This window comes from Streptomyces sp. NPDC088254, from assembly GCF_044740925.1.
In the GTDB taxonomy this organism is placed as follows: domain Bacteria; phylum Actinomycetota; class Actinomycetes; order Streptomycetales; family Streptomycetaceae; genus Streptomyces.
The window spans coordinates 42,786-68,561 of sequence record NZ_JBIURQ010000003.1; the positions used below are offsets into that span (position 1 = coordinate 42,786).

Annotated in this window: 26 protein-coding genes; 15 read left to right on the top strand and 11 right to left on the bottom strand. The window is 72.6% G+C overall.

Annotation, left to right across the window (positions count from 1 at the left end; all coding sequences use genetic code 11):
• Window positions 1–255 precede the first annotated feature (255 nt).
• The 3 genes from ACIOC0_RS10715 (at window position 256) to ACIOC0_RS10725 (ending at window position 1,849) form a co-directional block, all read left to right on the top strand.
• The gene (locus tag ACIOC0_RS10715) at window positions 256–921 is read left to right on the top strand and encodes a DUF3105 domain-containing protein (protein ID WP_402154464.1); all 666 of its coding nucleotides are present in this window, start codon (window positions 256–258) and stop codon (window positions 919–921) included.
• Window positions 918–1,529, top strand: coding sequence for a DUF305 domain-containing protein (locus tag ACIOC0_RS10720; RefSeq protein WP_402154466.1), 612 nt, complete (start codon window positions 918–920; stop codon window positions 1,527–1,529). Before ACIOC0_RS10715 ends, ACIOC0_RS10720 begins: the two co-directional genes overlap by 4 nt.
• Window positions 1,530–1,699: 170 nt before the next feature.
• Complete coding sequence (locus ACIOC0_RS10725; protein ID WP_402154468.1) at window positions 1,700–1,849, top strand: hypothetical protein; 150 nt, start codon at window positions 1,700–1,702, stop codon at window positions 1,847–1,849.
• Between the two features lie 104 nt (window positions 1,850–1,953).
• Here the strand turns inward: ACIOC0_RS10725 and ACIOC0_RS10730 are convergent, their stop codons facing one another.
• From ACIOC0_RS10730 to ACIOC0_RS10745, 4 genes are all read right to left on the bottom strand, one after another.
• Window positions 1,954–3,177 (bottom strand): MFS transporter, encoded by a 1,224-nt coding sequence (locus ACIOC0_RS10730; protein ID WP_402154470.1) that lies wholly within the window; start codon window positions 3,175–3,177, stop codon window positions 1,954–1,956.
• A 97-nt stretch (window positions 3,178–3,274) separates the two neighbouring features.
• Entirely contained in the window at window positions 3,275–4,231 is a 957-nt protein-coding gene (locus ACIOC0_RS10735; protein ID WP_402155070.1) for an endonuclease/exonuclease/phosphatase family protein, read from the bottom strand.
• Window positions 4,232–4,505: 274 nt separating this feature from the next.
• On the bottom strand, window positions 4,506–5,141 hold the full coding sequence (locus tag ACIOC0_RS10740; RefSeq protein WP_402154472.1) for a TetR/AcrR family transcriptional regulator: 636 nt from the start codon (window positions 5,139–5,141) through the stop codon (window positions 4,506–4,508).
• A gap of 72 nt (window positions 5,142–5,213) precedes the next feature.
• Window positions 5,214–6,815 carry an MFS transporter gene (locus tag ACIOC0_RS10745; protein WP_402154474.1) on the bottom strand — a complete coding sequence of 534 codons (1,602 nt, stop codon included), beginning with the start codon at window positions 6,813–6,815 and terminating at the stop codon, window positions 5,214–5,216.
• Window positions 6,816–6,985: 170 nt separating this feature from the next.
• Between ACIOC0_RS10745 and panB the strand changes: the two genes are divergently transcribed.
• From panB to ACIOC0_RS10760, 3 genes are all read left to right on the top strand, one after another.
• Window positions 6,986–7,861 carry a 3-methyl-2-oxobutanoate hydroxymethyltransferase gene (gene panB, locus ACIOC0_RS10750; protein ID WP_402154476.1) on the top strand — a complete coding sequence of 292 codons (876 nt, stop codon included), beginning with the start codon at window positions 6,986–6,988 and terminating at the stop codon, window positions 7,859–7,861.
• 139 nt (window positions 7,862–8,000) lie between these two features.
• Window positions 8,001–9,029, top strand: a complete 1,029-nt coding sequence (locus tag ACIOC0_RS10755) for an ATP-binding cassette domain-containing protein (protein WP_402154478.1) — start codon at window positions 8,001–8,003, stop codon at window positions 9,027–9,029.
• Complete coding sequence (locus ACIOC0_RS10760) at window positions 9,026–9,841, top strand: ABC transporter permease (RefSeq protein ID WP_402154480.1); 816 nt, start codon at window positions 9,026–9,028, stop codon at window positions 9,839–9,841. Before ACIOC0_RS10755 ends, ACIOC0_RS10760 begins: the two co-directional genes overlap by 4 nt.
• 22 nt (window positions 9,842–9,863) lie before the next feature.
• Here the strand turns inward: ACIOC0_RS10760 and ACIOC0_RS10765 are convergent, their stop codons facing one another.
• Window positions 9,864–13,175, bottom strand: coding sequence for a BTAD domain-containing putative transcriptional regulator (locus tag ACIOC0_RS10765; RefSeq protein WP_402155072.1), 3,312 nt, complete (start codon window positions 13,173–13,175; stop codon window positions 9,864–9,866).
• Between the two features lie 194 nt (window positions 13,176–13,369).
• Here ACIOC0_RS10765 and ACIOC0_RS10770 point away from each other — a divergent pair, with 194 nt between their 5' ends.
• Complete coding sequence (locus ACIOC0_RS10770; protein ID WP_356679054.1) at window positions 13,370–14,170, top strand: site-2 protease family protein; 801 nt, start codon at window positions 13,370–13,372, stop codon at window positions 14,168–14,170.
• Here the strand turns inward: ACIOC0_RS10770 and ACIOC0_RS10775 are convergent.
• Window positions 14,160–14,339, bottom strand: coding sequence for a hypothetical protein (locus ACIOC0_RS10775; protein WP_351097984.1), 180 nt, complete (start codon window positions 14,337–14,339; stop codon window positions 14,160–14,162). The two genes, ACIOC0_RS10770 and ACIOC0_RS10775, sit on opposite strands and share 11 nt — an antisense overlap.
• Before the next feature lie 86 nt (window positions 14,340–14,425).
• On the bottom strand, window positions 14,426–15,142 hold the full coding sequence (gene npdG / locus ACIOC0_RS10780) for an NADPH-dependent F420 reductase (RefSeq protein ID WP_402154483.1): 717 nt from the start codon (window positions 15,140–15,142) through the stop codon (window positions 14,426–14,428).
• 126 nt (window positions 15,143–15,268) lie between these two features.
• On the opposite strand from npdG, the gene ACIOC0_RS10785 reads away from it, so the two are divergent.
• Together ACIOC0_RS10785 and ACIOC0_RS10790 are read left to right on the top strand one after the other, a co-directional pair.
• On the top strand, window positions 15,269–15,865 hold the full coding sequence (locus tag ACIOC0_RS10785; protein ID WP_402154485.1) for a hypothetical protein: 597 nt from the start codon (window positions 15,269–15,271) through the stop codon (window positions 15,863–15,865).
• Between the two features lie 50 nt (window positions 15,866–15,915).
• Window positions 15,916–17,265, top strand: coding sequence for an MFS transporter (locus ACIOC0_RS10790; RefSeq protein ID WP_402154487.1), 1,350 nt, complete (start codon window positions 15,916–15,918; stop codon window positions 17,263–17,265).
• 39 nt (window positions 17,266–17,304) lie between these two features.
• Here the strand turns inward: ACIOC0_RS10790 and ACIOC0_RS10795 are convergent, their stop codons facing one another.
• Complete coding sequence (locus ACIOC0_RS10795; protein WP_402154489.1) at window positions 17,305–17,538, bottom strand: hypothetical protein; 234 nt, start codon at window positions 17,536–17,538, stop codon at window positions 17,305–17,307.
• A gap of 58 nt (window positions 17,539–17,596) precedes the next feature.
• Between ACIOC0_RS10795 and map the strand changes: the two genes are divergently transcribed.
• Together map and ACIOC0_RS10805 are read left to right on the top strand one after the other, a co-directional pair.
• Complete coding sequence (gene map, locus ACIOC0_RS10800; protein WP_351097980.1) at window positions 17,597–18,454, top strand: type I methionyl aminopeptidase; 858 nt, start codon at window positions 17,597–17,599, stop codon at window positions 18,452–18,454.
• 162 nt (window positions 18,455–18,616) lie between these two features.
• Window positions 18,617–19,264, top strand: a complete 648-nt coding sequence (locus ACIOC0_RS10805; protein ID WP_402154491.1) for a heme oxygenase (biliverdin-producing) — start codon at window positions 18,617–18,619, stop codon at window positions 19,262–19,264.
• 57 nt (window positions 19,265–19,321) lie between these two features.
• Here ACIOC0_RS10805 and ACIOC0_RS10810 read toward each other — a convergent pair whose 3' ends face one another.
• Together ACIOC0_RS10810 and ACIOC0_RS10815 are read right to left on the bottom strand one after the other, a co-directional pair.
• Entirely contained in the window at window positions 19,322–19,534 is a 213-nt protein-coding gene (locus ACIOC0_RS10810) for a hypothetical protein (protein WP_402154493.1), read from the bottom strand.
• Between the two features lie 123 nt (window positions 19,535–19,657).
• Window positions 19,658–20,302, bottom strand: coding sequence for a PhzF family phenazine biosynthesis protein (locus tag ACIOC0_RS10815; protein WP_402154495.1), 645 nt, complete (start codon window positions 20,300–20,302; stop codon window positions 19,658–19,660).
• A 268-nt stretch (window positions 20,303–20,570) separates the two neighbouring features.
• Between ACIOC0_RS10815 and efeO the strand changes: the two genes are divergently transcribed.
• Genes efeO through ACIOC0_RS10835 form a run of 4 tightly spaced genes read left to right on the top strand, consistent with a single transcriptional unit; the run spans window position 20,571 to window position 24,883 of the window.
• A complete protein-coding gene (efeO, locus tag ACIOC0_RS10820; protein ID WP_402154497.1) occupies window positions 20,571–21,710 on the top strand; it encodes an iron uptake system protein EfeO in 1,140 nt (379 codons plus the stop codon).
• A gap of 16 nt (window positions 21,711–21,726) precedes the next feature.
• Entirely contained in the window at window positions 21,727–23,034 is a 1,308-nt protein-coding gene (efeB, locus tag ACIOC0_RS10825) for an iron uptake transporter deferrochelatase/peroxidase subunit (RefSeq protein WP_402154499.1), read from the top strand.
• Between the two features lie 3 nt (window positions 23,035–23,037).
• Window positions 23,038–23,922 carry an iron uptake transporter permease EfeU gene (gene efeU / locus ACIOC0_RS10830; RefSeq protein ID WP_402154501.1) on the top strand — a complete coding sequence of 295 codons (885 nt, stop codon included), beginning with the start codon at window positions 23,038–23,040 and terminating at the stop codon, window positions 23,920–23,922.
• Window positions 23,870–24,883, top strand: a complete 1,014-nt coding sequence (locus tag ACIOC0_RS10835) for a hypothetical protein (protein ID WP_402154503.1) — start codon at window positions 23,870–23,872, stop codon at window positions 24,881–24,883. Before efeU ends, ACIOC0_RS10835 begins: the two co-directional genes overlap by 53 nt.
• A gap of 66 nt (window positions 24,884–24,949) precedes the next feature.
• On the opposite strand, the gene ACIOC0_RS10840 is transcribed toward ACIOC0_RS10835, so the two are convergent.
• On the bottom strand, window positions 24,950–25,684 hold the full coding sequence (locus ACIOC0_RS10840) for a bifunctional DNA primase/polymerase (RefSeq protein ID WP_402154505.1): 735 nt from the start codon (window positions 25,682–25,684) through the stop codon (window positions 24,950–24,952).
• Window positions 25,685–25,776: the final 92 nt, after the last annotated feature.

Sequence of the window (25,776 nt, forward strand, 5' to 3'; positions counted from 1 at the left end):
CGCGGCGACCCTGGCCTGAACGCCCCGCGCACGGCGGGCGTACTGCTCTGCCGCCCATCTTGCCTGCTCGGACCGACATCCGTAATGCCCGGCCCCCCGCGTCCCACCCGGCCCCGCCGATTCCGGAGCGTTGTCGGCTGGCCGCGGCCTAGGGAATCCGCGGCGGGGACCTTACGATCATCAGCGTCCCACGCACCGCCCCGCCCGGCCCCGCTCTACCCTTCCGCCCCCCCTGATCCCCCGAAGGACAGCCCCATGGGTTCCGCCGACAAGAGCAGCAACGCCGCACGCAAGGCGCGTATAGAGGAGATGCGGCGCGCCGAGCAGTCCCGGGAGCGCCGCAACCGCGTCCTGATCGTCACGGCGAGCGTCGTCGCGGTCGCCGCGCTCGTCGCCGGGACCGTGGTCCTCGTGCGGTCGCAGTCGGACGACGACGGGACGGCGGCCGCCGACGCCGAGGCGACGGGCAAGTTCGTCACCGGCGCCGACGGCGTGAAGACGTGGCAGGGGAAGCTCGGCCGTACCCACGTCACCAAGAAGGTGAAGTATCCGACCGAGCCTCCTGTGGGCGGCGACCACGACCGGGCGTGGATGAACTGCAACGGCGACGTCTACACCGAGGCGCTGAACGACATGAACGCCGTGCACTCTCTGGAGCACGGCGCGGTCTGGGTGACGTACACCGACAAGGTCCCCAAGGCCGAGGTGGACGCGCTGGCGGCGAAGGTGAGGAAGACGCCGTACACGCTGATGAGCCCGGTCCAGGAGCAGGCCGATCCGATCATGCTGAGCGCGTGGGGGCACCAGCGGACGGTGACGGGGGCGAGCGACCCGAAGCTGGCCGCGTTCTTCGAGAAGTTCGTGCAGGGCGAGCAGACCCCCGAGCCGGGCGCGGCGTGCACGGGCGGCCTGTCGCAGTGAGGTACGCGTCAGTCGCCGTGGCCGTGGCGGGGGTGCTGGTCGCGGCCGGTGCGATCAGCTACTCGGTGGCCGGGGACAACGGCCCCGGGGTCCCGTCGGCCGCCTCGGCGGACGCCGGGTTCGCCCGGGACATGGCGGTGCACCACCAGCAGGCCGTCGAGATGTCGTACGTCGTACGCGACCGCACGAAGGACGAGGAGATACGGCGGCTCGCCTACGACATCGCCCAGACCCAGGCCAACCAGCGCGGGATGCTGCTGGGCTGGCTGGATCTGTGGGAGCTGCCGAAGGTGTCGTCGGACGGGCCGATGACGTGGATGGGCATGAAGGGCATGGCCGGCGGCGAGGACGGCGCCCTGATGCCGGGCATGGCCACCGACACTGAGATGAAGAAGCTCGGCACTCTCGACGGCCGCCGGGCGGAGGTCTACTACCTCCAGCTCATGACGGCCCACCATCGGGGCGGCGTCCACATGGCCGAGGGGTGTGTCTCGCGGTGCGAGGTCCCGGTGGAGAAGCGCCTGGCGCAGGGGATGGTCGAGGCGCAGGAGTCGGAGATCCGGTTGATGGCCGACCTCCTCGAGGAGCGCGGCGCGAAGGCCCCCTAGGCATCTGAATCCTCGGGGGCCTGCGCCCTCAAGGCACGTCTGCCGTTCCGGCCGCGTGCCGCGGGCGGCCCCGCGCGGGACGCGCCGGCCGGGACCAGGCCCGCCTGGGCCACGGCCGAGGCGGACCGGGGTGCGACGCCCGACGGCGCGCGGGTGTCCGCGTCGACTGTGTGAACGGCTATGACGGGGCGGAGGGCCTGACCACGTCCGTGCGCAGTCCCGGCGAGGACGGTTCGCTGTCTGCGGTGCGGTACTACGACGACGTCACCGGCGTGGGCACGCCCGCGCGGGACTACGTGCCGTCGTTCCGCCGCCGCTGACGGCCCGCCGGCCGGCCCCGGCGGGCGGGCCGGAACCGTGAAGGACCCCGGAGCCGGGCTCCGGGGTTCTTTCGCGCGCGGCGGCTTCGCGCCGTGCGGGTGGGTCAGTGGTGCAGGGCTTCCTTGCGCCGGGCCGCGGCGGACTTCGCGACGATGCGCGCCGGGGACGGGGCCGGGTTCCTGCGGCGGTCGACCGTCCAGGCCGTCGCGGCGACCGCGAGGCCGAGGACGGCCAGGGCCGCGCCCGCCACCGCGGGGGCCGTGGCGCCGAGGCCGGCCGCCAGGGCGAGGCCGCCGATCCAGGCGCCGCCGGCGTTGGCGAGGTTGAAGGCCGCCTGGTTGGCGGAGGAGGCGAGGGAGGGGGCCGAGGCGGCCTTCTCCATCACCATCAGCTGCAGCGGCGATCCGGTCGCGAACGCGGCCACGCCCAGCAGGACCACGCCCAGCGCCGCGCTCCACTGCGCCGACATCAGCAGCGGGAACAGCGACAGTACGACGACCAGCGAGCCGAGGCCCCCGAACAGGGTGGCGCGCAGATGGTGGTCGGCGAGGCGGCCGCCCAGCAGGTTGCCGGCCGTGGCGCCGACGCCGAACAGGGCGAGCAGCAGCGTCACGTCGGCGTCGGCGAACCCGGCGGACTCGGTCAGCATCGGGGTGATGTAGCTGTAGGCGGAGAACAGCGCGCCGAAGCCGGCGACGGTCGTGCCGAGCGCGAGCCACACCGGCAGCGAGCGCAGGGCGGCGAGTTCGCCGCGCAGTCCGGCGCCGGAGGCCGCGTGCTGGTGGTCGTGCGGGATGAGCAGCGCCAGGGCGGCTATCGCGACCAGGCCGATCGCGCTCACGCCGAGGAACGTGGCCCGCCAGCCGAGGTGCTGGCCCATGAGGGTGGCGACGGGGACGCCCGCGACGTTGGCGACGGTCAGGCCGAGGAACATCAGGGACACGGAGCGCGCCTTGCGCTCGGGCGCGACCATCCCGGTGGCGACGACGGCGCCGACGCCGAAGAACGCGCCGTGCGGGAGTCCGCTGAGCAGCCGGGCCGCCAGCAGCCAGTGGTGGTCCGGGGCGAGCGCCGACAGCGCGTTGCCCACGACGAACAGCCCCATCAGGGACATCAGGACCGTGCGGCGGGACATCCGGGCGGTCGCCGCGGCCAGCAGCGGGGCGCCGACGACGACGCCGAGGGCGTAGGCGGAGACCAGGTGTCCGGCGGTCGGGATCGAGATGTTCAGGTCGTCCGCGACGTCGGGCAGCAGGCCCATCATCACGAACTCGGTGGTGCCGATGCCGAAGGCACCTACGGCCAGGGCGAGCAGCGCCAAGGGCATAGAGGGGCCTGTTCCTTTCCGGGAGGGGGTTGGTTCCATCATATGTTCAAGTACGGAACAAACCCCGCCCGGCCCGCTATTCCGGCAGTTCAGCCGCTCACGGTGTGGCGACGTTCACACGTGCGGCCACCGGCAGATGGTCGCTGCCGGTCTGCGGCAGCGACCAGGAGGTGACCGGCTCCACGCCGGTGACCATGATCTGGTCGATGCGCGCCATCGGGAACGACGCCGGCCAGCTGAAGCCGAAGCCGCTGCCGGCCGCGCCCTGCGCCGAACGCATCTGGGAGGTGACGGCGTTCAGCGAACGGTCGTTCATGGTGCCGTTGAGGTCGCCGAGCAGGATCTTCCGGCTGAGCGAGTCGGCGGCGATCGCCTCGCCGAGCGCGTCCGCGCTCCTGTCCCGCTGGCGGGCGGTGAACCCGGCCTGGAGCTTGACGCGTACGGACGGCAGGTGGGCGACGTAGAACCCGACCGGTCCCTCGGGGGTCGTCACCGTGGCCCGCATCGCCCGCACCCAGCCCAGCTTGATGTCGACGTCCGCGACCTGGCTCATCGGGTACTTGCTCCACAGGCCGACCGTGCCCCGCACCGAGTGGTACCGGTAGGTCTCCGCCAGCGCCTTCTCATAGACGGGGGCCGCCGAGGCGGTCAGCTCCTCCAGGGCCACCACGTCCGCGCCCGAGGCGGCGACGTCGCGGGCGGTGCCGGACGGGTCGGGGTTGTCGGCGTTGACGTTGTGGGTGGCCACGGTGAGGTCGCCGCCGGGGGCCGTCTTGTCGGTGAACAGCCCGCCGAAGAGGTTCGTCCACACGATGGCGGGCACGACCACCGCGATCAGCGCCGTCGCCGACCTGCGCACCAGCGCGAGCACCAGCAGCAGCGGGATGAAGACGCCGAGCCAGGGCAGGAACGTCTCGGTGAGGCTGCCGAGGTTGCCGAAGCGGTTGGGGATGTGGGAGTGCACCACCATCACCGCGGCCAGCAGCAGGGCCAGGGCGGCGACGACGAGGCCGCGCCGCCAGATCCTCGGGTCGCCGCGCCAGCCGTCCGCCATCCGGGCGGCCAGCCGGCCGAGCAGGCGCCGGAGCCGGGCTCCTCGGCGCTCGGGCCCCGAGCCGCCGTTCTCCGTCTCCGTCATGTACGCCTGTCGCGCCATACCGTCGCCTCACTGCCTGCCGTGCACCGTCCGTCCCCCGGGTACGACCCTAGGGGATGTCCGGCCCTGGTCCTGCCGTCCGTGACGGCCGTACGGCGACGATGACGAAGGGGGCGGCGCGCAGGGTTCCGGTCGTCCGGGCCGGGGACAGGCCTGTGACGAAACGCTCACATCAGGGCGCGGCCTGCACCGAACTGACGTCCCGTAGGCCGGCCAGCACGGCGTCGACCATCCGCTCCGCGAGCCCGTCGGCGAGGTCGGCGTCGGGGTGCAGCACGGTCCGCACCAGCATGGGGCCGATGACGATGTCGTACATCAGCTCCAGGTCGAGGTCGGCGCGCAGCTCGCCGTTCTCCCGGCCCCGGCGCAGGACTTCGAGGCCGAGCCTGCGGCGCGGCGAGACGACCGTGTTGTGGTACTCCGCCCACAGGCTGGGGCTGCTCTTCATCTGGGCGAGGACGTTGTGCAGCAGCGCGGAGGACCGGTTGGCCAGTCCGCGCCGGCGCATCGACTCCAGCAGCACGACCAGGTCGTCGCGCAGGGAGGTGCCGGGCAGGGCGAGGTCCTCGGGTTCGACGGCCCGCAGCACGTCGATGAAGAGTTCCGCCTTGCCGCTCCAGCGGCGGTAGATGGTCGCCTTGCCGACACCGGCGGTGCGGGCGATCCGCTCGATGGACACCTCACCGAGCGGAACCCCCTCCTCCAGCAGTCTCATCGTCCCCTCGATGATGGCCCGTTCCACCGCCTCGCTGCGGGGTCGCCCGCGCGCGGGCTGCTCCACACCGGTGTCGCTGTCGGCGAGGCTCACGTGTGTCCGTCCCTTCGTCGTAACGGGAACACTGGGGAGATTGTCGCTCAGGGGACGGCCCGACGGCCGGACCTACGACTCGGCCCGCACCAAGTCCTGGTCCTTCTCGGCCGTTTGGGGCGCCTTCGGCTTGCCGGGCAGGAACATCCCGACGACGACGGCGCCCACCACCGCCACGCCGGCCCCCCACAGCGCGGTGACGTGCATCGCGTGCAGGAAGGCGGCGTCGGCGGGGCCGACCAGCGCCTTGCCCTGGTCGCCGAGTTTGGCCGCGACGCCGAGGGTCGCCTCGATGGACTCCCCCGCCGTCTCGCGCAGCCCGGCCGGGAGCGCGCCGAGCCGGTCCTCGATGCCGGTGCGGTACGCGGTGGACAGCACGGAGCCGAGGACGGCGATGCCGAGCGCACCGCCGACCTGGCGGAAGGTGTTGCTGAGCGCGGAGGCGGAGCCGGCCTTCTCGCGGGGCAGGGCCTGCATGATGACGACGCTGGTGGGGGTCATGATGTGGGCCATCCCGGCGCCCATGAAGAAGAAGACGACCTCGAGGATCCAGATCGGGGTGTCCTCGTCGAGCGTGGCGAACGCCGTCAGGGTGGCGGCGATGACGAGCATGGCGGTCGTGGTGGTGACCTTGATGCCGAAGCGGTCGACGACCAGCCGGGCCCGCGGCGCGAAGATCATCTGGGCTGCGGCCAGCGGCAGCATCAGCAGACCGGTCTGCAGCGGCGAGTAGCCGCGCACGCTCTGGGTGTAGAAGACGGCGAAGAACGTCACACCCATCAGCGCGAAGAAGACCAGCGCGATGACGCTGATCGCGGCGGAGAACACCTTGTTCTTGAAGTAGGTGACGTCGATGGAGGGATGGTCGCTGCGCTTCTCGAAGAGGACGAACGCGACCAGGACGAGGAGGCCGGCGCCGATCGTCGACAGGACGGTCGGGTCGGAGAAGTCGGCGAGCTCGCCGCCCTTGATGATGCCGTAGACCAGCAGGACCAGGCCGACGACGGACAGGACGACGCCGACGGGGTCGATCCGGCCGGGGTTCGGGTCCCGGGAGTCGGGCACCAGCCACAGCATCAGCGCGATGGCGAGGAGCACGATCGGCACGTTGATCAGGAAGACCGAGCCCCACCAGAAGTGGTCGAGGAGCAGACCGCCGGTGATGGGGCCGATGGCGATCGCGAGACCCACCCCGCCGGCCCACAGGCCGATCGCCTTGGGCTGTTCCTCGCGCTCGAAGACGTTCATCAGGACGGCCAGGGTGGCCGGCATCACGAAGGCGGCGCCGAGCGCCATCACCGCGCGGAAGGCGATGAGCTGGGCGGGCGAGCCGGACTCGGCGGCGAGCGCGGAGCCGATGCCGAACACGGCGAGACCGCCGAGCAGGACCTTCTTGCGGCCCACGCGGTCGCCGAGCAGACCGGCGGAGAACAGCAGTCCCGCGAAGACGAGCGTGTAGGAGTTGATCGCCCACTCCAGCTCGCTCTGGGTGGCGCCCAGACCGGTCGGCGCGGGGGTGGAGATGGTCTTGATCGCGACGTTGAGGATCGAGTTGTCGAGGACGACGATCAGCAGGCTCAACATCAGCACGGCGAGGATCGCCCAGCGCCGTCTGTGGACCTCTTCGGGTATGCGGGAGGCTGCCGGCCCGGTGGAAGCGGCGGGAGTAGTCATGCGGTCGAGGCTAGGGGAATTGCGATACGAGACCGTCTCGTATCGCAATTCTTTTACTGAGGTCTTACCCACAGGAGCCGGTCTGGCTCTCCCTGTGCCGAGGTGCCACCATGGGCAGTGGTCCGGGGACGCCGTGAGGGCGCCTCGAGATGACGTTAGGAGCCGTTGCAATGACGCAGCTTTCGGCTGCCCAGACTGCGAAGTCGACTCCCTCCGACGGCAGCACCGCGCTGTACGGGGGCAAGGGCACGCGCCGCATCACCGTCCGCGACATCGCCACCGCCAAGGAGCGCGGCGAGAAATGGCCCATGCTGACCGCCTACGACGCGATGACCGCGTCGGTCTTCGACGAGGCCGGCATCCCCGTGATGCTCGTCGGCGACTCGGCGGGCAACTGTCACCTGGGGTACGACACGACCGTCCCCGTCACCCTCGACGAGATGACCATGCTGTCGGCGGCCGTCGTACGGGGCACCCGGCGTGCCCTCATCGTCGGCGACCTGCCGTTCGGGTCCTACCAGGAGGGCCCGGTGCAGGCGCTGCGCTCGGCGACCCGCCTGGTGAAGGAGGCCGGGGTCGGCGCCGTGAAGCTGGAGGGCGGCGAGCGCTCGCACCGGCAGATCGAGCTGCTGGTGGAGTCCGGCATCCCGGTCATGGCCCACATCGGCCTGACCCCGCAGTCCGTGAACGCCATGGGCTACCGCGTCCAGGGGCGCGGCGAGGAGGCGGCCGCGCAGCTGCTGCGGGACGCGAAGGCCGTTCAGGACGCCGGGGCGTTCGCGGTCGTGCTGGAGCTGGTGCCGGCGGAGCTGGCCGCCGAGGTGACGCGCGTGCTCCACATCCCGACGGTCGGCATCGGGGCCGGGCCCGACACGGACGCGCAGGTCCTCGTCTGGACGGACATGCTGGGCCTGACCGGTGGGCGGGTCCCGAAGTTCGTCAAGCAGTACGCGAACCTCCGCGAGGTCATGAGCGGGGCGGCCAGGGCGTTCGCGGACGAGGTCGTCGGCGGGACGTTCCCGACGGAGCAGCACTCGGTCCACTGAGGTCTGCCACCAGGGCTCTGCCGGCTGAGCTCTGTCGGCTGAGCTCTGTCGGTCGTCTGTAGGCGGTTTGCAGGCGGTCCGCGGGCGGCGGGCGCGGCTTGTCGGCCGTCTGTCGGTGGGGGGCGGCACTGTCGTTCCCATGACGCGAACCGACAAGAACCCCAACGCCGCCACGGGGACCGCCGTCACCGTCCGGGGCCTGGTCAAGCACTACGGCGAGACCAAGGCCCTGGACGGGGTGGACCTCGACGTCCGGGAGGGCACCGTGATGGGGGTGCTCGGCCCCAACGGCGCCGGCAAGACCACCCTCGTCCGCATCCTCTCCACCCTCCTCACCCCCGACGCCGGGCAGGCCACCGTCGCCGGCTACAACGTCGTCCACCAGCCCCGCCAGCTGCGCAGGGTCATCGGTCTGACCGGCCAGTACGCCTCGGTCGACGAGAAGCTCCCGGGCTGGGAGAACCTGTACATGATCGGCCGACTGCTGGACCTGTCCCGCAAGGAGGCCCGCGCCCGCGCCGACGAACTCCTGGAGCGGTTCTCCCTCACCGAGGCCGCCAAGCGCCCCGCGAGCACCTACTCCGGGGGCATGCGCCGCCGCCTGGACCTGGCCGCGTCGATGATCGGCCGCCCCGCGGTGCTGTACCTCGACGAGCCGACCACCGGTCTGGACCCGCGCACCCGCAACGAGGTGTGGGACGAGGTCAAGCGCATGGTCGGCGACGGCGTGACCGTGCTGCTGACCACCCAGTACATGGAGGAGGCCGAGCAGCTCGCCACCGAGCTGACCGTGGTCGACCGGGGCAAGGTCATCGCGGGCGGCGGCATCGAGGAGCTGAAGGCGAAGGTCGGCGGCCGCGCCCTGCGGGTCCGCCCGGCCGATCCGGCGCAGCTGCGGCCGCTCGCGGGCTGGATCGACGACCTGGGCGTCACCGGGCTCGCCGGCACGACCGTCGACGCCGAGCGCGGCTCGGTGCTGGTGCCGGTCCTCAGCGACGAGCAACTCACCGCCGTGATCGGCGCGGTCACCGCGCGCGGCATCACGCTCTCCTCCGTCACCACCGAACTCCCCAGCCTGGACGAGGTGTTCCTGTCCCTCACCGGCCACCGCGCCGGCGCCCCGCAGGACACCGTGCCCGCCGACAACCGCGAAGAGGTCGCCGTATGAGCTCCGCCACCCTCACCCAGCCTGCCGCCGACGCGCGGATCACCCTGCGCGGCCATCTGCGCCACACCGGCGCCCTCGTCCGCCGCAACCTGCTGTGGATCCGGCAGGACCCGGAGTCGATGTTCGACGCGCTGGCCATGCCGATCGTCTTCACCCTGCTGTTCGTGTACGTCTTCGGCGGCTCGATCGGGCAGGCCCTGGGCGGCGGTCAGGACGGGTACGTGCAGTACGTGATCCCCGGCATGATCGCGATGATGAGCATGACGTTGTCGCAGGGCGTCGGAACCGGATTCAGCCAGGACTTCAACTCCGGTGTCATGGACCGGTTCCGGTCGCTGCCGATCGGACGCGGCTCGGTGCTGTTCGCGAAGATCTCCGTCGAGCTGATGCGGATGCTGTTCGCCACGTCCGTGCTGATGGTCGTCGCGGTGCTGGTCGGCTTCGACATCCGCAGCTGGCCCGGCCTGTTCGCGGCCGTGGGCCTGTCCACGGTGTTCGCCTCGTCGATCATGTGGGTGTTCCTCACCCTGGGCGTGACGCTCAAGAACGCGCAGTCCGTGCAGGCGATGGGCTTCCTGGTGCTGTTCCCGCTCCAGTTCGGCTCGTCGATCTTCGCCCCGACGCAGTCGATGCCGGGCTGGCTCCAGACCTTCACCGACTACAACCCGCTGTCCACGCTGGCCGACGCGGCCCGGGGGCTGATGGTCGGCGGCCCGGTCACGCACGACCTGTGGGTGACCCTGACCTGGTCGGTGCTGATCACCGCGGTGGCGGCTCCCGTCGCCATCCACAAGTTCCGTACGAAGAACTGACCGGGACCCTCCTGTGAGGCGTTCAGACCAGGGCGGCGGCCTCCTCTCCGGTGAGGGCGCCGCCCTCGTCGTAGGCGGCCGCGTACTCCTCGGCGGAGAGCACGGCCCGTACGGCGGCCTCGGCGCGCTCGCGGACGACGCGCTCCGCGGCGGTCCGCCGATGACCGGGGGGCAGCTGCGCGTCGGCGGCCCCGAGGCAGCGGGCGCCGTCGCGTGCCCCGCCGCCGGCCGTGTCCGCGTCGCCCTCGGCGAGGGCGAGGGCGGCGACGGTCAGGAACACCGACTGGACGTGCGGGGACATGGCCTGCGCCAGCGGGGTCATGGCCATCCCCAGCCCGCGCCGGATCTTCTCCCGGGACTCGGCGTGGCAGCCCTCGACGGCGTCCAGCCAGGCCTCCTGGCTGAGGATGAACGTGTCGAAGACCACGAAGTGGGCGATCGCGAAGTCCTCGCGCAGGCTGCGGATGTGCTCGCGGGCCTCCGCGACGCGGCCGGTGATGCTGGTCCAGGCGGCGAGGACGATACGGCTGAACGGCATCGCCTCGGTGTGCGTGCCGCCCACCTCGTCCAGCACGTCCTTCAGGATCCGCTCGCCCCGCTCGGCCTCGCCGGCCTCCAGCAGCGCGGCGCCCAGCCGGGCCGACAGGACGGAGAACTGGGCGCGGGCGCCGAGCCGTTCGGCGTGCTCCATGGCCTCCTCGTAGAGGGCGGCGGCCTCCAGGTAGCGGCCCAGCCGTTCGTGGGCCTCGGCACGCGCCGAGAGCGCCTCGGCGGTGCCCCAGGCGTCGCCGACGCGGCGGAAGATCTCCAGCGCCTCGTCGGCGTCGGCCAGCGCGTCGCCGGCCCAGTCCGAGCGGTTGGCCAGGACGTTGGCGCGCATCTGGAGGCAGGCGGCGAGCTCCCACTCGTAGCCGGGGGTCTCGCGGCAGGTGCGGACGTTGGCGTCGATGATCACGCGGACGCGGTCCGCGTCGCCGCTGAGCATCACGGCGTAGAACCAGAGCATGCCCGGCACCCGGCAGGTCTGCGGGAGACCGGGCCGGTAGGTCTCGGCGATGACCCGCAGCTTCGTCTGTGCCTCGGGGGTCTCCCAGGCCGCCAGGTCCGTGTCCATGCAGGCGAGATGGGCGAGGTGGACGCCGCGCCGGGCCTCGGCGAGGATCTCGCCGGTCATCGGCGGCGGGGCGTCGGTGCAGGGCTTCCACACGGGGGCGGCGGGGCGGACGGGCTCGGTGAAGGGGTCGGGGCCGAGGGCCATGACCTCCTCGCACCAGGCGCGGGCCTCGATCCGCAGGTCGCGCATCTGCCAGTAGGCGGCGAGGGACAGGATGAGGCAGAGCCCCTCCTGCTCGTCGCGGGCGGCGACGGCCCGGCGCAGCGCGGTGCGCAGGTTCTCGTACTCCAGCTGGAACCGGGCGATGGCAACGCCCTGCCGGGGGCCGCGCAGCAACGGTTCGGTGGTGCGGGCCAGTTCGCGGTAGTGGGTGAGGTGGGCGCGTTCGGCGGCGCCGCGGTCGCCGGACTCGTCGAGGCGTTCGCCCGCGTACTCGGCGACGGTCTCCAGGAGCCGGTAGCGCATCGCGCCGTCGGCGGCCGGGGCGGCGACGACCAGCGACTTGTCGACGAGAGAGCCGAGCGCGTCGAGGGCGGCGGGGCCGCAGACGGCCTCGGCGGCGGCGAGGTCGCAGCCGCGGGCGAACACCGAGAGCCTGCACAGGACTTCGCGTTCGTCCTCGTCGAGCAGGTCCCAGGACCAGTCGACGACGGCGCGCAGGGTCTGCTGGCGGGGCAGGACGGTGCGGCTGCCCGAGGTGAGGAGCCGGAACCGGTCGTCGAGGCGGTCGGCGATCTGGCGGGCGGTCAGCATCCGCAGCCGGGCGGCGGCCAGTTCGATGGCGAGGGGCAGGCCGTCCAGGCGGCGGCAGATCTCGGCGCAGGCCGCGGCGGTCTCGTCGTCGGCGTCGACGCGGAAGCCGGGGCTTGCGGCGGCGCCCCGGTCGGCGAGCAGTCGCAGCGCGGCCGGTTCGGGCAGCGGGTCGACGGGACGCAGCGTCTCTCCGGGCACGCCGAGGGGTTCACGGCTGGTGGCCAGGATCGTCAAACCGGGGCAGTGCGCGAGGAGTTCCTCGGCGAGACGGGCGGCGGCCCCGACGACGTGCTCGCAGTTGTCGAGGACGATCAGCATGCGGCGCCGGGCGCAGTGCTCGATCAGCCGCTCCACGGGGTCGTCGTGCCGTTCGGCGACCGCGCGCATCTCCTCGGCTCCGGCGCCGTACAGCACGGTCTCGCGTGCGCCCAGGGCGGTGAGGACGGCCTGCGGTACGGCGTCCGGGTCGGCTACGGGCGCCAGTTCGGCCAGCCACACCCCGTCGGCCAGGCCGCCGCGCACGGCCTCGGCGGCCTCCTGCGACAGCCGGGTCTTGCCGGCCCCGCCGGGCCCGAGCAGGGTGACGAGCCGCGCGCCGGCGAGGTCGGCGCGGATGACCTCGATGTCGCCCTCCCGCCCGACGAACGAGGTGAGCCGCGCGCGGAGGTTGCCCGGGGCGAGGGCGGGAGCCGGCGCCCGGACCGGGGCCGGCGCGGGCTCCGCGGCGGGCGACGCATCGCCGGAGGAGAGCAACTCGGCGTGCACGGAGCGCAGTTCGGGCCCCGGGTCGGAGCCGAGGCGGTCGGCCAGGAGCCGGCGTATGCCGTCGTAGGCGACGAGGGCCTCGGCGGTGCGGCCGACGGCGCGCAGGGTGCGCAGGCGCAGCGCCTGGAGCGGCTCGTCCAGGGGGTGTTCGCCGCACAGCGCGGTCAGCTCGGGCAGCGACTGCTCGCCGTGGCCGAGGGCGAGTGCGGCGGTGTGGCGGCCGCGGACGGCGTCGAGGCGGCGGGCCTCCCACCGGGCGGCCTCGGAGGTGCGGTCGGGCAGGTCGGCGAGGGCCGGGTCCCGCCACAGGGCGAGCGCGTCGTCGAGGACGGCGGCCGCCTTGGCGGGGTCGCCGTCGGCGAGGGCGCGCAGCCCGTCACCGGTGAGCCGCTCGAAACGGTGCAGGTCGACGGCGTCGGGGCCGGCGGCGAGCCGGTAACCGCCCTCCGCCGAGGCGACCGCCGCCGCGCCGAGGACCCGGCGCAGCCGCCCGACGAGCGCCTGCAGCGCGCCCGGCGCGTCGGCGGGCGGGTCCCCGGACCACACCTCCTCCACCAGCAGCCCGGCGGGCACGGTCCGACCGGCGCGCAGCGCGAGGACGGTGAGCAGCGCGCGCAGCCGCGCACCGCCGACGGCGACGGGAGTGCCGTCGGGACGGATGGCCTGAGTGGTTCCGAGGATGCGGTAGCGCACGGGGTTCATTCTCTCCGGCGACACACCCCCGACGCTCCCGGGTTTCCCGCCCCGGGCCCCGCCGTTACGGACTGATCCGCTCCGGATGTTGCGGCGCCCGGCCCGCGCCCCGAGGAACCCGGGGTCGCCGCGGGGCGTTCCCCTCACACCACCGGTACCGTCGACCCGCACACCCGATGTCCGACCTCAGGAGTCCTGCCCTCATGACCACCGCCCTCAGTCGTCGCAGTGACCGGCGGATCAGTCCCGTCTTCGTCGGGATCGCGGCCGTCACCGCGGTCACGGGGTGGGCCACCTGGACCGGGTTCGCCGCGCAGCCCGGTGTGGCCGTGTTCCTGTTCGTGACGGCCGCCTGGATCGTCTCCCTGTGCCTGCACGAGTACGCGCACGCCCGCACCGCCCTGCACTCGGGGGACATCAGCGTCGGCGCCAAGGGGTATCTCACGCTCAATCCCCTGAAGTACACGCACGCCCTGCTCAGCATCGTGCTGCCCGTGCTGTTCGTGATCATGGGCGGGATCGGGTTGCCCGGCGGTGCCGTGTTCATCGAGCGGGGCCGGATCAGAGGGCGGTGGCGGCACAGTCTGATCTCGGCGGCGGGGCCGCTGACGAACGTGCTGTTCGCCGCCGTGTGCACCGCGCCGTTCTGGCTGGACGCGCTGGACGGCGTGCCGGCGGACTTCCGCTACGCGCTCGCGTTCCTGGCCCTGCTCCAGGTCACCGCGGCGCTCCTGAACTTCCTGCCGGTGCCGGGCCTCGACGGCTACGGCGTCCTGGAGCCCTGGCTGCCGTACGGGGTGAAGCGCCAGGTGGAGCCGTTCGCGCCGTTCGGGCTGCTGTTCGTGTTCGCGCTGCTGTGGCTGCCGGCGGTGAACTCCGCGTTCTTCGACGTGGTCGACGCGGCGCTGCGCGGCCTCGGCATCGGGGACGTCGAGACGTACTGCGGTCAGACTCTCTACCGCTTCTGGGAGAGCACGCCGGACATCTGCTCGGTCAGCCCCTGACGGACCGGCGGATCCGCTCGCGCCGGACGTAGTACCAGGTCATGTTGGACGTGAGGCCGGCCAGCAGCACCCATACGACGCCCAGCCAGCTGCCCTGGACGAAGGAGACCACGGCCGCGGCGACCGCGAGGACGCAGACGGCGAGGGAGTAGAGAGCGAGGCGGGGCATGGGGGCTGTTCTCCTACCAGGGCTGCCAGGGATACCGAGGGGACACCGGTCCTACGCCGACCAGTGTCCCCCATCGCTCCCGCGTCTCACACGTCGGTGACCCGGAGCCCGGCGTGCGCCTTGTAGCGGCGGTTGACGGAGATCAGGTTGGCGACGAGCGCCTCCACCTGGTGGGCGTTGCGCAGCCGGCCGGCGAAGACGCCGCGCATGCCGGGGATACGGCCGGCCAGCGCCTGCACGATCTCCACGTCGGCGCGCTCCTCGCCCAGCACCATCACGTCGGTGTCGATATCGTCGATCGCGGGGTCCTGGAGGAGGACGGCCGACAAGTGGTGGAAGGCGGCGGCGACGCGGGAGTCGGGCAGCAGGGCGGCGGCCTGCTCGGCGGCGCTGCCCTCCTCGGGCTTCAGCGCGTAGGCGCCCTTCTTGTCGAAGCCGAGCGGGTTGACGCAGTCCACGACGAGCTTGCCCGCGAGTTCCCCGCGCAGGGACTCCAGGGTCTTGCCGTGGCCGTCCCACGGCACGGCGACGATCACGATGTCGCTGCGGCGGGCGGTCTCGGCGTTGTCGGCGCCCTCGACGCCGTGGCCGAGCTCCTCCGCGGCGGCCTGCGCGCGGTCCGCGGCACGTGAGCCGATGATCACCTTCTGGCCGGCCTTGGCGAGCCGGTAGGCGAGGCCCTTGCCCTGCGGTCCGGTCCCGCCGAGCACGCCGACCACGAGCCCGGAGACGTCGGGGAGGTCCCACGGGTCCTTGACGGGGGCCTTCGCGGGGGCGTTCTGTGCGCTGTCGCTAGAGGTCATGGGCCGACTTTACGTGCGCCGGGGCGGCCCCGTGGGGCGGGGTGGCGGCGGGCGGGTTCCCCGGGTCGGGGGAATCCCGGGCGAATCCCGCGCAGGGCCGGGCCGGGTGCGGCAGGATGCCGGCGCATGGACGCCGTACGGGTCGCGCTGCTGCGTGAGGTGCTCGCCGGGACGGAGTGGCTGGGGGCCACCCGCAGGTTCGGCGCGGTGCTGCGGGGGTCGGTGCTCGCCCACGGGGGCGGGCTGCTGCTCGTGGGCACCGCGGAGCACGAGCCGTGGCATCTGGCCGCGCATCTGGTGGACGAGGCGGCGTGGTCGGGGACGCCGGAGCTGGCGCCCACACTGGTGCGCCACGGCGCGCGTCCCTCGGATCCCGCGCATCTCGCGGTGGGCCTCGGCCGGATCGAGGCGGCACGGCGGGGCGAGACGCTGCTGGTGGCGGCGCCGGAGGGGGACGCGCCGCTGCTGGAGCGGGTGTCCGACGCCCGTCGGGCCGGGGTGACGGTCCTCGCCCTCGGTCCGGGCGGGCGTGAGCTGACGGCGCTGGCGCACGAGGCGCTGACGGTGCCGGACGGCTCGGAGCTGGACCTGGACACCGTGCAGCACCTGGTGAGCGCGGCGGCCGGCGAGTCCTCGCCGCCGAAGCGCCCCCGCCGCCGCTTCCGCGACCGCCTGTCCCAGCTGGCGGAACACCTGACGGCCCCGCCGCCGCCCCTGTGGTGAGCGGGAAAAGCGGTTGCCCCGGGACGGTCTCGTGCCGACCATGGCCCCTCGTGACCGACGACTCCCCCACCACCGCCCCTCCCCCCGCCGCCGGCGCTCCGCCCTCCGGTCTGCGGGCGCTGCTTCCGGATCTCGCCCCGTGGCGGGCCTCGCGTGACTTCCGGCGGCTGTGGGCGGCCGGGCTGGTGTCGAACTTCGGCAGCTTCCTCACCTTCGTCGCGCTGCCCGTGCAGCTGAAGGAGCTGACGGGGTCCGCCGCGGCGGTCGGCGCGATCGGGGCCGTGGAGCTGGTGCCGCTCGTGGTGTTCGGGCTGTACGGCGGTGCGCTCGCGGACGCCTGGGACAAGCGGAAGCTGATCCTGTGGACGGAGGCCGGCCAGGGCCTGCTGTCGGCGGTGCTGCTGCTGAACGTGCTCCTGCCGACGCCCGCCGTGTGGCCGCTGTACGTCGTGGCGGCGCTGTCCTCGGCGCTGGTGTCGGTGCAGCGGCCGGCGCTGGACTCGCTGTGGCCGAGGATCGTGGCACACGAGCACCTGCCCGCGGCGGCCTCGCTGAACGCGCTGCGCTGGACGGTCGGCGGGGTGGCCGGACCGGCCGTGGCGGGCGTGGTCGTGGCCTACGCGGGGCTCGGATGGGCGTACGCGGCGGACTTCGCGACGTTCGCCGTCTCGGTGGCCCTGACGGTGGGGATCGCCGCCTCCCCCGCCGCCCACGAGGCGGCCAGACCCTCGCTGCGGGCGATCGCGGAGGGCGCGCGGTACGCCTGGAACCGCAAGGAGCTGCTCGGCACGTACGCCGTCGACCTGGCCGCGATGTTCCTGGCGATGCCGCTCGCGCTGCTGCCGTTCCTCGCGGACGAGCTGGACGCCGAGTGGGCGCTCGGGCTGATGTACGCGAGTGTGCCGGCGGGAGCGCTGCTGGTGAGCCTGACCAGCGGCTGGACCTCGCGGATCCACCGGCACGGCCGGATGGTCGCGCTCTCGGCCGCGCTGTGGGGCGTGGCGATCGCCGGGGCCGGGCTCACCCGGAACGTGTGGCTGGTGCTGCTGTGCCTGGTCGTCGCGGGGGCCTGCGACATGGTGAGCGGCGTCTTCCGGGCCGCCATGTGGAACCAGACGATCCCGGACGGGCTGCGCGGCCGGCTCGCCGGGATCGAGCTGCTGTCGTACTCGGTGGGTCCGCAGCTCGGGCAGGTCCGCGCGGGCGGGTTCGCCGGCCTGCTCGGAGTGCGGGCGTCCGTGTGGTCGGGCGGGCTGCTCTGCGTGGGCGCGGTGGGCCTGCTGGCCCTGTGCCTGCCGGGCCTGATGCGCTACGACGCCCGGACGAACGAGCACGCGGTCCGGCTGCGCGAGCAGCGGCGCGGGAGCCGGGAGGGCTCGGTGCCCGCGGTGGGGAGCTGACCGGGGGACCCGGCAGGCCTTGCGGCCGGGCCCCCGCCGTCAGTCCTCGTCCGTGGTGCGGCCCGTGGGGGCGTCGTGCCACTTGGGGTCGTTCTCCCACTGGAGGTTGCGCTCGCGGGCGGTCTCCATCGCGTGTTCCGCCTCGCCGCGCGTGGCGTACGGCCCGAAACGGTCCTTGCCCGGGCAGTCCGGGCCCTCCTCGACCTTCTTGTGCTCCAGACAGTAGAACCACTCGCCGGGCTTGCCGGCGGTGCGCTTCTTGAACAGGGGCATGACCAGCTCCTCTCGCCACCGTCATGTTCCCCCACGGCGGCTCGTTAGACTCGCCGACATGTCCAGCCAGTCGCTGCTCGTGCCCGGGGAGCTGTCCCCCGTCCGTTCCGTGCCCGGAAACATCCGCCGTCCCGAGTACGTCGGCAAACCGGCGCCCACTCCCTACACCGGGCCGGAGGTGCAGACCCCCGAGACGATCGAGGCGATGCGCGTCGCCGGCCGGATCGCCGCGCGGGCGATGGCGGAGGCGGCGAAGCTGATCGCGCCGGGAGTGACGACCGACGAGCTGGACAGGGTGGCGCACGAGTACATGTGCGACCACGGGGCCTACCCCTCCACCCTCGGCTACCGCGGCTTCCCCAAGTCGCTGTGCACGTCGGTCAACGAGGTGATCTGCCACGGCATCCCGGACTCGACGGTGCTGCGGGACGGCGACATCGTCAACCTGGACGTGACGGCTTACATCGGCGGGGTGCACGGCGACAACAACGCGACCTACCTGGTCGGGGACGTCGACGAGGAGAGCCGGCTGCTGGTGGAGCGGACCAGGGAGTCGCTCGCCCGGGCGATCAAGGCGGTCCGGCCGGGCCGGCAGATCAACGTGATCGGGCGGGTCATCGAGTCGTACGCGAAGCGGTTCGGGTACGGGGTGGTGCGGGACTTCACCGGTCACGGCATCAACTCGTCCTTCCACTCCGGGCTGGTGATCCCGCACTACGACAGCCCGCACGCGACGACCGTGATGCGCCCCGGGATGACGTTCACCATCGAGCCGATGCTGACGCTGGGCACCCACGAGTACGACATGTGGGACGACGGCTGGACGGTCGTGACGAAGGACCGCAAGCGGACCGCGCAGTTCGAGCACACCCTGGTGGTGACGGAGTCGGGCGCGGACATCCTCACGCTGCCGTAGGAACTTCCGCTCACAAGCCCGTTCTCCTCGCGAGGGCGGGCTTTTCGCCGCACCGGGTGCTCGCCTGCCGACAGGTCTTGCCGACGGGTTGTCGGTAAACTTGCCGACAGAGGGTCGGCACCCCGTTGACTTAGGTGAACCTAACCACAGAAGATCCGGGCCATGGACTCCTTCTCGAACGTCATCCGCGCCGCGTCCCACGAGCAGCACGTGGAGGCGGAGACCTCCCCGTTCATGAGCGACCTGCTCGGCGGCCGCCTCGGCGTCGACGCGTACACGCGGTACACCGAGCAACTGTGGTTCGTGTATGAGGCGTTGGAGGCGGAGGCCGGGCGGCTGGCGTCGGATGCGGTGGCCGGTCCGTTCATCCGGCCGGAGCTGTTCCGGCGCGGCGCGCTGGAGCGTGACCTCGCACATCTGCGGGGCCCTGGCTGGCGGGCCGGGATGTCCGCACTACCGGCGACCCGGGCGTACGCGGAGCGGGTGCGGGAGTGCGCCGAGCGCTGGCCGGCCGGGTATGTGGCCCACCACTACACCCGCTACCTCGGCGACCTCTCCGGCGGGCAGATCATCCGCGACCGTGCCGAGAAGGCCTGGGGCTTCGAGAGAAAGGGCGACGGCGTCCGCTTCTACGTCTTCGAGGAGATAGGCAACCCGGCCGCGTTCAAGCGGGGGTACCGGGAACTGCTGGACGCGGTGCGCGCCGACGACCTGGAGAAACAGCGGGTCGTGGCGGAGTGCAAGAAGGCGTTCGCGCTGAACACGGCGGTGTTCCGGGAGCTGGGCGAGGAGTTCCCGCTGTCGGCCTGACCGGGCCTCCGTCCGCGGCGGGAGGAGGCCCGGTGCCAGTGCCGTGGCGGCGTCGGGTCAGCGGGTGCTGTCGCAGTGCGCGCCGGCCCAGAAGATGTCGCTGGCGGCGGTGTCGACGAAGCCGATGTAGGGGCTGCACACCTCGTCCGCGGCGTAGTGGTGCTTGGGGCCGTCGTGGTGCGGCTGCTCGTCGGCGACGGCGCTCGTCGCACCGGTGGCGGCCAGGGCGATCCCGAGGGCGGCGGCGGCCAGGGCAGAGCGGATACGCATGGTGCTCCTCTCACGGAGGCGGTGGGGTCACGCCCAGAGGTAACCGCTCGTCACCCCGCGCACACGCGCCACCACCCGTACGGCCCCGCAGAACACGCCGGACGCCCGCACCCCGCGTACCGTTCAGCGCTCCAGCAGCACCCGGCCGCCGATCTCCACCCAGCCGAACGGCTGCGGGGCGGTGAGGATCTGGGAACCGGCGCCCTGGGTGATGTTCAGCGCGCGGCCCAGGCGGTCGGTGAGGAGCAGCGCCGCCGCGCCCGTCGCCTCGTCCTCCTCGATGCCGTCGTCACGGCCGGGGAAGCCGCGGGCGCGGATCCGCCCGGCCGGCTCGTCCTCCCATGCCCAGGCGTAGATCCACTCGCCGGGGGGCGGCACCGGCAGGTCGTCCACCTCGGCGGCGGTGGCGTACTGGCGCAGGGTGCGCGGCGGGGCCCACTCCGCGCGGGCCTCGATCCAGCTGAACTCCCCGTCCAGGCGGACGCCCACCGTGCCGGCGGGGGTGACGAGTTCGGGCACGTCGAGGAGCCAGGCGGTGCCGACGCAGGGGTGGCCGGCGAAGGGCAGGCGCAGGGTGGGGGTGTAGATGTCGACGACCCCGCGCTCGGGATCGTCCACGAACACGGTCTCGCTGAAGCCGAGTTTGGCCGCGATGTCCTGCCGGTCGCTCCGCTCGGGCACCCGGGAGCCGTCGCGGACGACGCCCAGTTCGTTGCCGTATCCGCCGTTGGGCGCGCAGAAGACGCGGAGCACGTCGTAATCAGTCACGCGGGCATTGAAACATCGCGGACGCCGTGACCACGAGCGAGAAAGCCGCCGACGGAGGCGCACGGCCGCTCGCCGACCTTTCAATCTTCCTTGACCTTCCCATGACGTCCGCTTTGCCCCTTCGTGATCGTATCGTGCTCTTACAGCGTCTATGAGAGCTGAATCACGGCACGGACGGGTACTGGGTAGGTAAGGGGGAGCTAAGTTAGGCGAGCCTCACTATGCACTGAGTGCCGTCACGCTGTCTTCGGCCACCCCGGGAGCCTTCATGCACGCCGTCAGACTCTCCGTCGTCACCGCCACCGCCGCCGCGGTGGCCCTGACCGCCGTGGGCTGCACACAGAAGAGCGACTCCGCCGACGGCGACCGTGTGATCAGCGTGACCGCCACCGACGACAGGTGCGAGACCTCCACCAAGGAGATCGCCGCCGGTCACGTCGAGCTGGCCATCGAGAACAAGGGCTCCAAGGTCACCGAGGTCTACGTCCTCTTCCCCGACGACCGGGTGGTGACCGAGCGCGAGAACATCGGCCCCGGCACCAAGCAGCGCGTCACCGCCGAGGTGAAGGCCGGCGACTACGAGATCGCCTGCAAGCCGGGCATGAAGGGCGACGGCATCCGCCAGGCCCTCAAGGTCACCGGAGAGGGCGCGGCGGCCAAGCGCGACCCGCGTCTGGACAAGGCCGTGGCCTCCTACCGCGCCTACGCGCAGCAGCAGGCCGACGAGACGCTGCCGAAGGCGGAGGCGTTCGCCGCCGCGGTCAAGGCCGGGGACGTCGAGGCGGCGAAGAAGGCGTACGCGACCTCCCGGATCGGCTGGGAGCGCACCGAGCCGGTCGCGGAGTCCTTCGGTGACATCGACCCGAAGGTCGACGTCCGCGCGGACGGCCTGGAGGCCGGCCAGAAGTGGACCGGCTGGCACCGGCTGGAGAAGGCTCTCTGGCAGGACAAGAAGATCGGCGCCGAGGAGAAGGCGCTCGCCGGTCAGCTGGTCACCGACCTGAAGGACTGGCAGGAGCGGGTCGGCAAGGCGGAGATCACCCCGACCTCCATGGCCAACGGCGCGAAGGAACTGCTCGACGAGGTCGCCACCGGCAAGGTCACCGGCGAGGAGGAGCGCTACTCGCACACCGACCTGGTCGACTTCAAGGCCAACGTGGAGGGCGCGCAGCAGTCGTACGAGCTGCTCAAGCCGGTGGTGCGGGAGAACGACGCGGCGCTGGTCACCGAGCTGGACAAGCAGTTCGCCGCGCTGAACGCGCTGCTGGACAAGTACCGCGCGGACAAGAACGCGTACGACTTCACCTCGTACGACAAGGTCGACGCGGCGGGGCGCAAGGAGCTGTCGGACGGCGTGAACTCACTCGCGGAGCCGCTGTCGAAGCTCGCCGCCGCCACGGCGAAGTGAGCGGAGGGCGACGGTCATGACAGACCCCAAGGACACCGAGGCCGCCAAGGGCACCGAGGGCGCCGCCGGCGCCACTCCCCCTTCACCCACCCGGCGCACGCTGATCGGTTGGGGCGGCGCGGGCCTCGCGATCGGGGCCGCCGCGGCCGGCGGCGCGGCCGCGATGGCCCGCACCGGCGACGACGCCCAGCCGGCCGCCTCGGCGGGCGCGGCCGTCGCCTTCCACGGCCCGCACCAGGCGGGCATCGCCACCCCGGTGCAGGACCGGTTGCACTTCGCCGCGTTCGACGTGAAGACCGACGACCGCGCCGCGTTCGTCCAGCTGCTGAAGGACTGGACCGAGGCGGCCCGGCTGATGACGGCCGGGAAGGCCGTCGGGGAGGGCGCGTACGGCGGGCTGCCCGAGGCGCCGCCGGACGACACCGGGGAGGCGCTCGGCCTCAAGCCGTCCCGGCTGACGCTGACCGTCGGCTTCGGGCCGTCCCTGTTCTCCCGCTTCGGCCTGGCCTCGCGGCGGCCCGAGGCGCTGGTGGACCTGCCGCAGTTCGCCGGCGACAACCTGGACGCCGCCCGCAGCGGCGGCGACCTGTGCGTACAGGCCTGCGCGGACGATCCGCAGGTCGCGGTGCACGCGATCCGCAACCTGGCCCGGATCGGCATGGGCAAGGTCGTCATCCGCTGGTCGCAGCTCGGCTTCGGCAAGACCTCCTCCACGACGCCCGACGCGCAGACCCCGCGCAACCTGATGGGCTTCAAGGACGGCACCCGCAACATCGCCGGCACCGAGACGGACCGGCTGGAGAAGTTCGTCTGGGTCGGGGACAAGGACGTCGACGCCGACTCCGCGTGGATGAAGGGCGGTTCGTATCTGGTCGCCCGCCGGATCCGTATGCACATCGAGACGTGGGACCGCACCTCGCTGCAGGAGCAGGAGGACATCTTCGGCCGGGACAAGGGCGAGGGCGCGCCCGTCGGCAAGGCCAAGGAGCGGGACGAACCGTTCCTGAAGGCGATGAAGCCGGACGCGCACGTGCGGCTCGCACACCCCGACTCCAACAGCGGGGCGACGATCCTGCGCCGCGGCTACTCCTTCACCGACGGCTCCGACGGCCTCGGCCGCCTCGACGCGGGCCTGTTCTTCCTCGCCTACCAGCGGGACGTGCGCAAGGGGTTCATCCCCGTCCAGCGCAACCTGGCGACCGACGCGCTCAACGAGTACATCCAGCACGTGGGTTCGGCGGTCTTCGCCGTCCCGCCCGGCGTCCGGGACGCGGACGACTGGTGGGGCCGGGCCCTGTTCGACGACAGCGGGAAGGGTGCGTAGCCGGTGTTCTCCAACTACCTGATCGGACTGCGCGAGGGCCTGGAGGCCTCTCTCGTCGTCTGCATCCTCATCGCCTACCTGGTCAAGACCGGCCGCCGGGACGCGCTGAAGCCGGTGTGGGCAGGCATCGCCGTCGCGGTGCTGCTCGCGCTGGGCTTCGGCTCCGCGCTCGAATTCGGCTCCCAGGAGCTGACGTTCGAGGCGCAGGAGGCGCTCGGCGGCTCCCTGTCGGTCATCGCGGTCGGCCTGGTGACGTGGATGGTGTTCTGGATGCGGCGCACCGCCCGGCATCTGAAGGCCGAACTGCACGGCAAGCTGGACGCGGCCCTCGCCATGGGCACGGGCGCGCTGGTCGCCACCGCGTTCCTCGCCGTCGGCCGGGAGGGCCTGGAGACCGCCCTGTTCGTGTGGGCGTCGGTGCACGCGGCCGGCGACGGCACCCCGCGCCCGCTGATCGGCGTGCTCCTCGGCATCGCGACGGCCGTCGCGCTCGGCTGGCTGTTCTACCGGGGCGCGCTGCGGATCAACCTGGCGAAGTTCTTCACCTGGACGGGCGGCATGCTGGTCGTCGTCGCGGCGGGCGTGCTGGCGTACGGCTTCCACGACCTCCAGGAGGCCGACTGGCTGCCGGGCCTGACGGACAAGGCCTTCGACGTCAGCGGCACGATCCCGCCGGACAGCTGGTACGGGACGCTGCTGAAGGGCGTGTTCAACTTCCAGCCCGATCCGACGGTCCTCCAGGTCACGGTGTGGCTGCTCTACCTGGTCCCGACGCTCGCCCTGTTCCTCGCCCCGGTAGGGTTCGCCTCCGGGAAGGGGAAGGTGAAGTCACCTGATGACCAGGGAACGCAGCCTGACGACCGGCCGTCCACGGCTCCTCGGGCGTGACCGGAACGCGACCGTCGCGGCCACGCTCACCGTCGTCGCGCTGACGGCGAGCGGCTGCGTGGTGGTCCACGGGGAGCGCGAGGTGCTCCCCGCCGCGACCCGGGCCGAAGCGGCCGAGGCGCTCCAGGAGTTCACGACCGCGTACAACAAGGCCGACGCGGCGTACGACGGTTCTCTCGACGCCGGTCACACCACGGGCGCGCTCGGCGCGATCGACGCCGCGCGGCTGAAGGCGGGCCGGGTCAACAACCCGGGCGGCAACCCGCGGCACACCCCGCTGAAGCTGACGGACGTCAAGTACACGATCGTCAAGAAGGCGGGCTGGCCGCGCTGGTTCGTCGCCGACGCCAAGGCCAACAAGGGCGGCGACGCGCGCTGGGTGCTGGTGTTCACCCGGGACGCGATGTCGGACCCGTGGGAGGCGGCGTACCTGACGCTGGTGGCGCCGGGCGCGCTGCCCGCGTTCGCGAAGGACAAGGACGGCTGGGCGCAGGCCGTGCCGGCCGGCTCGCGTCAACTCTCGCGCGTTCCAGGCGAGTTGAGCAAGGACTACACGGCGTACCTGCGCGCCGGCGGGACCTCGTTCGCCGACGGCCCGTACACGAGCGAGCTGCGCTCCGCGCGGGCGAAGAACTCGATCAGGCCGGGCCTGGTCACGCAGTACATCGACGAGCCGCTCACCGGCGGGGACTTCGCGCCGCTGGCGCTGCGCACGGCGGACGGCGGGGCGCTGGTGTTCTTCGCCACGCACCACTACGTGAAGCAGACGGCTGCGGCGGGGACGTCGGTGCCGGCGCCCAACCAGAACGTGCGAGCGCTGACGACGGGAGAGGTGTCGCGGGCGCTGACCATGGAGTTCGTGGCGAACGAGGCGGCCGTGGTGCGGGGTGGCTCCGCCGGGGGTTCGCCTGTGTCGTTGCTGAGCCGGCTCGAGGGGCTGACGGCGGCGAAGGGCGAGTAGGTCTCGTCGTCCGGTGCGGGTAGGCAGGTCAGTGGGGCATGGTCACAGCCCCGCGTCCTGGGTGAGTCAGTGCCGCCGGGGCCAGGCTGCCGTCGTCTGGTCCGTTTCCTCGCCCACGTGCCTCGCGCACGCGTCCGTCAGGGGCTCCAGGAGGGTCAGGGGGTCCGGGAGGGGGTGTTCGGGGCCTCGCAGCCAGCGGACGGACTGGCCGTCGTCGCCCGGGAGCCGGGCGGGCGGGACGAGGACGTAGGAACCGCGGCAGTGCCAGCGCAGGCCGGGGTGTTCGTCCATGGTCTCGGGGTGACAGTCCAGCGCGCACGGCCACCACTCGTCCTCGTCCTCGGGTGTGCCGCGGGTGAGGGTGAAGAAGAGCATGCGGCCGTCGTCGACGGCGACCGGGCCGACCTCGACGCCGGAGCCGAGCAGCCGGTCGAGGGCCTCGCGGCCGGCTTCCAGGGGCACGTCCAGCACGTCGTGCGTCATACCGGTCGCGGTGATGAAGTTGGCCTGCGGCTGGTGGTCGGCCCAGCGCTCGATCTGGGCGCGGTCGGTGGTCGCCTGCGTCTGCCAGGCGAAGGAGACGGGGTGCCGGCCGGGGGTGGGACAGCCGACCCGGTCGCAGGAGCAGCGGTAGCCGGAGACCGGGTGGGCGGCGGGCGCGAGGGGCAGTCCCGCTCCGGCGGCGGCGAGCAGCAGGGCCTCACGGCCGCCCTCGTCGGCGGCTTCCTTGGGGCGGCGTCCGCGCAGCCACTGGGAGAGTTTGCCCTGCCGGCCGCTTCGGCCACCGAACTCCGCGCTCATCTATCCCCTTGCCTCGCCGTGGTGCGGACAGCATGCCTCATGGTCGCATCTTCCTGCGCATCGGGGGTCGGGAGCGCCGAATCGGGGCAGGT